1 protein-coding gene is annotated in these 376 nt (G+C 50.3%); it reads left to right on the plus strand.

Annotation, left to right across the window (positions count from 1 at the left end):
- On the plus strand, window positions 1-376 hold a 376-nt coding region (locus ACP45E_RS16215; protein ID WP_198927740.1), incomplete at both ends, for a VCBS domain-containing protein.

Raw genomic sequence — 376 nt, forward strand, 5'->3', positions numbered from 1 at the left:
TACCCCAGAAAAAGACTACAACGGAGCGGTGCACTTTAGCTATGATGTCAAAGATGCCCACGGTGGTGTGACACACACTGGCGCATCAACGATGCTCTCGGCTGTTGGCGATGCTGCGATCTTCGCCGGAGATAAAAGCGGTCAAATAACAGAAGATCGCCATGTACAAGGTGATGCCCAACATACGATATTTGTCACTGGCGTGTTGAATGTTATCGATCCTGATGCCAGTGAAGATCATTTTTACGCCACTCGTAATGCCCATGCGGTCAGTGATCCCTATGGCGGTCATCTGACCATTGGAAAAGCCGGTGATTGGGCTTATTCGGTTCCCAATGCCAATATTCAGCACTTAGCGGCAGGGCAAGTCGAGCAG

Origin of the sequence: Vibrio genomosp. F10 str. 9ZD137 (assembly GCF_049974785.1) — a bacterium.
Classification (GTDB): domain Bacteria; phylum Pseudomonadota; class Gammaproteobacteria; order Enterobacterales; family Vibrionaceae; genus Vibrio.